The organism is Streptomyces sp. NPDC058964 (assembly GCF_042741275.1).
Taxonomy (GTDB): domain Bacteria; phylum Actinomycetota; class Actinomycetes; order Streptomycetales; family Streptomycetaceae; genus Streptomyces.
In genome coordinates this window covers 1-5,161 of record NZ_JBHYKH010000596.1, presented here as the reverse complement: position 1 = coordinate 5,161, position 5,161 = coordinate 1, and the positions used below count along the sequence as shown (strand labels likewise).

Sequence of the window (5,161 nt, the reverse complement as noted above, 5' to 3'; positions counted from 1 at the left end):
GGCGCCCCCCCCCCCCCCCCTCCGGCCCCCCCCCCCCCCGCGCGCGCCGCCCCATTCCGCATGGGAGGGACTGTTCGAATGGCCGGAACCCGGGCCTCCCCCCGATTGGCCGGATACCCTCTCGCCATGGCAGCCCGAGACCTCCAGGAGCGGATCAAGAAGCTCATCGTCGACCGGCGGCTTCCCTCCGGGGCCCCGCTGCCGACCGAGCCCGAGCTGATGACGTTCCTCGGCGCGAGCCGGAACTCGGTGCGGGAGGCGCTGAAGGCGCTCCAGGCGATGGGCATCGTCGAGATCCGGCACGGCTTCGGCACCTATGTCGGCCCGATGTCCCTCGCGCCGATGGTCGAGGGGCTCGCCTTCCGCACCGTCGCCGGGCACCACAGGGGCGAGGACTCCCTGCTCCAGCTGCTCGAGCTGCGCGAGGCGATGGAGACGGGACTGGTCTCCCGGCTGGCCGGACGGCTGCCGGAGGCGGACCTGATTGAACTGGAACGGCTGGTCGCCCGTATGGAACGGGAGGCCGCGCAGGGAGCCGGCCTCGCCGAGACCGACCGGGCGTTTCACGCCACCCTCTACCGGGGGCTGGACAACGTGCTGCTGAGTGAGGTGCTGGAGGCGTTCTGGGACGCCTTCCACCGCGTACAGCGCGATCTGGTGGACGTTCCGCAGGATCCACGGGTCACCTGCCGCCAGCACCGGGAGATCCTGGACGCGGTCCGGTCCGGCGATTCCATACGGGCGGAGGAGGCCATAAGAGACCACTTCGGCAACATCCGCGCACGCCTGTCGACGACCGGCACAACGGATCCACAGGATCCCCACACGCGCCACAATGAACGCGTATGACCGGTAAACACCGCGTTTCGCATCTTGCGATCATGCTGAACGCCGTAGAACCCTGGTTGTTCAAACTGCGGCCGATACGCGGCAGTTGAGGGGGCGAGCAAGCGGTTGCCGGGTTTGCGGGGAGAGGGGCCCCGCCCATGAACGGATGCCGAGGGGGGCATCATGCAACCGGAAGGTCACGGTCCCATGTCTATATGGTGTGGAGAGCCTGTGACCCACCAATGACGCGGCTGCGCGGGTCGAGGGGGACCTGAGCGGCTGATGGAACCAACAGACACGCGGTGACCTGCGTGTGGGGGGATGACTCATGACGTCGACGCCGACTGGCGCCCGGCGGGACTTCGACCCGTCACAGACCACACAGCTAAGGATGCCTTCACACCGGACGGGCCAGTTCCGCCGGATCAAGAAGGCCCTGCCGAGATACGACTACGAGCACTACAGCCGACTGGCGGGCCCCCTCACCCAGCCGGATCCGACCAAGCCGTACACGGTGCAGTACCGCTCGCTGCTGTCGCAGGAGCCGCACCGCGTACGAGCCGCGCTCATGCTGGGCGCGGCGCCGCTGCTCTCCCTGGTCCTGCTCGGCTGGCTGCTCCAGCCGGAGCACTGGACCGAACGCGACTACCCGGCCTACGACTTCCTGCCCGCGCTCGACATCGTGATGCTGGTCTCGATCGGTCTGATCGAGTTCTTCCGCTGCATGAACGTGCTGTCGAACGCGCACGCCACGCTCGTGGCCCGCGACCCCGTCCCGGTGGTCCCGGAGACCGGCACCAGGGTCGCCTTCCTGACCTCGTTCGTGCCCGGCAAGGAACCGCTGGAGATGGTGACCAGGACCCTGGAGGCGGCGGTGAAACTGCGCCACCGGGGTCTGATGCACGTCTGGCTGCTGGACGAGGGCGACGACCCCGAGGTCAAGGAGGTCTGCGCGCGCCTGGGTGTGCACCACTTCTCCCGCAAGGGCGTCGAGCGGTGGAACCAGGCCAAGGGACCGCACCGCGCCAAGACCAAGCACGGCAACTACAACGCCTGGCTGGAGGCGCACGGCGACGAGTACGACTTCTTCGCCTCCGTCGACACCGACCACGTACCGCTGCCCAACTACCTGGAGCGGATGCTCGGTTACTTCCGCGACCCGGACGTCGGCTTCGTCATCGGCCCGCAGGTCTACGGCAACTACGACACGTTCGTCACCAAGGCCGCCGAGTCGCAGCAGTTCCTGTTCCACGCGCTGATCCAGCGGGCCGGCAACCGCTACGGCGCCCCGATGTTCGTCGGCACCTCCAACGCCGTACGCATCAAGGCGATCAAGCAGATCGGCGGCCTGTACGACTCGATCACCGAGGACATGGCCACCGGCTTCGAGATGCACCGCGCCAAGAACCCGGCGACGGGGCGCAAGTGGCGGTCCGTGTACACGCCGGACGTGCTCGCCGTCGGTGAGGGCCCCAACGCCTGGACGGACTTCTTCACCCAGCAGATGCGCTGGTCGCGCGGCACGTACGAGACGATCCTGAAGCAGTACTGGAAGGGCTTCTTCTCGCTGCCGCCCGGCAAGCTCTTCAACTACACGATGATGATCATCTTCTACCCGATGTCCGCCCTCAACTGGATCCTTGCCGCGCTGAGTTGCGCTCTGTTCCTGGGTCTGGGCGCCTCGGGCGTGAACATCGACCCGACCGTGTGGCTGATGCTGTACGGCAACGCGTCCGCGCTGCAGATCGGCCTGTACGTCTGGAACCGCCGCCACAACGTCTCCCCGCACGAGCCGGAGGGCTCCGGCGGTGTCGCGGGCATGGTGATGTCGGCGCTGTCCGCGCCGATCTACGCCCGGTCGCTGATGGACGCGGTGCTCCGGCGCAAGAGCAAGTTCGTGGTGACGCCCAAGGGCGACTCGGCCAGCCCCGACACGCTGTTCGGGACCTTCCGGATCCACTGGTTCTTCATCCTGGTCTTCGGCGGTTCACTCACCGCCGGCTTCGTGTTCGGGCACTCCCACCCCGCGATGATCACCTGGGCGGCCTTCGCCATGCTGATCACCGCATCGCCGATCTTCGCGTGGCGGTACTCGCTGCGGCAGGAGAAGAAGAACCCCGCCGCGCCCGCGTTCGCCGAGCCGCAGGACGCGGTCCCGGCACCGGCCGTGGCGCCGCCCTCGCCCTACGCGCCGCACGCCCCGCAGCAGCGGCCGAGCTGGGCCGCCACGAACGGGGGCAACGACCAGAACATGCAGACCGCGCTCGGTGGACTTGGGGGACGTAAGGAATGAACGACAGTGCTGGTCGCCGCCGCGCCCGCAGACTTGCGATAGGCACGGCGGTGGTACTCGCGCTGGCCGGGATGAACGGTCCGTGGCTGTACCGCTTCGGGACCGAGAAATACCACCAGTACAAGATCAACAGGCCCGAGTACAAGGCCGAGAACGGCCACTGGGACATCATCGAGTTCCCCAAGGAGTACCGCCAGGACACCATCCACGCGGCACTCCTGCACACGGGCAAGGTGCTGTTGATCGCGGGATCGGGCAACAACCAGGACAACTTCAACGCGAAGAAGTTCGACACCCGCATCTGGGACCCGGTCAAGGGCACCATCAAGAAGGTGCCGACGCCCGCCGACCTGTTCTGCACCGGCCACACCCAGCTGGCCAACGGCAACCTGCTGATCGCGGGCGGGACGAAGCGCTACGAGAAGCTCAAGGGCGACGTCACCAAGGCCGGCGGCCTGATGGTGGTGCACAACGAGAACCCGGACAAGCCGATAACGCTGCCCGCCGGCACCAAGTTCACCGGCAAGGAGAATGGCAAGACCTTCGTGTCGAAGGACCCGGTGCTGGTGCCGCGCGCGAAGAAGGTCTTCGACCCGCAGACCGGCGCCTTCCTGCGCAACGACCCCGGGCTCGGCCGTATCTACGTCGAGGCGAAGCAGAGCGGCGCCAAGTACGAGACCGGGACCCAGGACAACTACCGGGTGCAGGGCCTGACCGGCGCCGACGCGCGCAACACGTACGGCATCGCGCAGAAGCTCGCCCTCGACAAGAAGGACTTCCAGGGGATCCGGGACGCCTACGAGTTCGACCCGGTCGCCGAGAAGTACATCAAGGTCGACCCGATGAACGAGGCCCGCTGGTACCCGACGCTCACCACCCTGAGCGACGGCAAGGTCCTCAGCGTCTCCGGCCTCGACGACATCGGGCAGCTGGTCCCGGGCAAGAACGAGATCTTCGACCCGAAGACCAAGACCTGGACGTACACCAAGAAGATCCGGCAGTTCCCGACCTACCCGGCGCTGTTCCTGATGGAGAACGGCAAGATCTTCTACTCGGGGTCCAACGCGGGCTACGGCCCGGACAACGTGGGCCGCACGCCCGGCATCTGGGACGTGGACACCAACAAGTTCACCAAGCTGCCCGGGCTCAGCGACCCCAACGAGATGGAGACGTCCGGCACGGTCCTGCTGCCGCCGGCGCAGAACGAGAAGTACATGGTCGTCGGCGGCGGTGGCGTCGGCGAGTCCAAGCTGTCCAGCAACAAGACCCGGCTGATCGACCTCAAGTCCCCGAACCCGAAGTTCGTGGACGGGCCCGAGCTGGAGAAGGGCACACGCTATCCGCAGTCCTCGGTCCTCCCGGACGACACCGTGCTGGTGTCGGGCGGCTCGGAGGACTACCGGGGCCGCGGTGACTCCAACATCCTCCAGGCACGGCTCTACCACCCGGACAGCAACGGCTTCACCCGGGTCGCCGATCCGCTGGTGGGCCGGAACTACCACTCCGGCTCGATCCTGCTGCCCGACGGGCGCGTGATGTTCTTCGGGTCGGACTCCCTGTACGAGGACAAGGCCAACACCAGGCCGGGCCAGTTCGAGCAGCGGATCGAGATCTACACGCCGCCGTATCTGTACCGGGACTCGCGTCCGTCGCTGTCCGGTGGACCGCAGACGATCGCCCGCGGCGCCTCGGGGACGTTCACGTCCCAGCACGCCTCGACGATCAAAAAGGCCCGGCTGATCCGGCCCAGCGCGTCCACGCACGTGACGGACGTGGATCAGCGGTCCGTGGCGCTGGACTTCAAGCGGTCCGGGAACAAGATCACGGTGACCGTGCCGAAGAGCCGGAACCTGGTTCCGTCGGGGTGGTACATGCTGTTCGTCGACGACGATCAGGGAACGCCCAGCAAGGCCCAGTGGGTCAAGGTCCCGTAGACGCGGGCCACTCGGGGGCGCCCTCCGGCCCCGCGGGGGCCCCCCCCCCACGCCCCGGACGCACGCCAGAGTAGAATCTGACGATGCGCACCCACCGCCGAAGTGA

At 67.4% G+C, this 5,161-nt stretch carries 3 protein-coding genes; all 3 read left to right on the top strand.

The window, feature by feature from the left end; genetic code table 11:
• Window positions 1-126: 126 nt before the first annotated feature.
• The 3 genes from ACFW2E_RS41090 (at window position 127) to ACFW2E_RS41080 (ending at window position 5,055) form a co-directional block, all read left to right on the top strand.
• Window positions 127-849 (top strand): FadR/GntR family transcriptional regulator, encoded by a 723-nt coding sequence (locus tag ACFW2E_RS41090; protein WP_384475505.1) that lies wholly within the window; start codon window positions 127-129, stop codon window positions 847-849.
• A gap of 307 nt (window positions 850-1,156) precedes the next feature.
• Complete coding sequence (locus ACFW2E_RS41085; protein ID WP_384475502.1) at window positions 1,157-3,121, top strand: glycosyltransferase family 2 protein; 1,965 nt, start codon at window positions 1,157-1,159, stop codon at window positions 3,119-3,121.
• Complete coding sequence (locus tag ACFW2E_RS41080) at window positions 3,118-5,055, top strand: galactose oxidase-like domain-containing protein (RefSeq protein ID WP_384475499.1); 1,938 nt, start codon at window positions 3,118-3,120, stop codon at window positions 5,053-5,055. Before ACFW2E_RS41085 ends, ACFW2E_RS41080 begins: the two co-directional genes overlap by 4 nt.
• The last annotated feature ends 106 nt before the right edge of the window (window positions 5,056-5,161 follow it).

Coding starts and splice junctions, on each gene's coding strand:
- ACFW2E_RS41090 (WP_384475505.1), top strand. CDS start 127: ATGGCAGCCCGAGACCTCCAGGAGCGGATCAAGAAGCTCATCGTCGAC.
- ACFW2E_RS41085 (WP_384475502.1), top strand. CDS start 1,157: ATGACGTCGACGCCGACTGGCGCCCGGCGGGACTTCGACCCGTCACAG.
- ACFW2E_RS41080 (WP_384475499.1), top strand. CDS start 3,118: ATGAACGACAGTGCTGGTCGCCGCCGCGCCCGCAGACTTGCGATAGGC.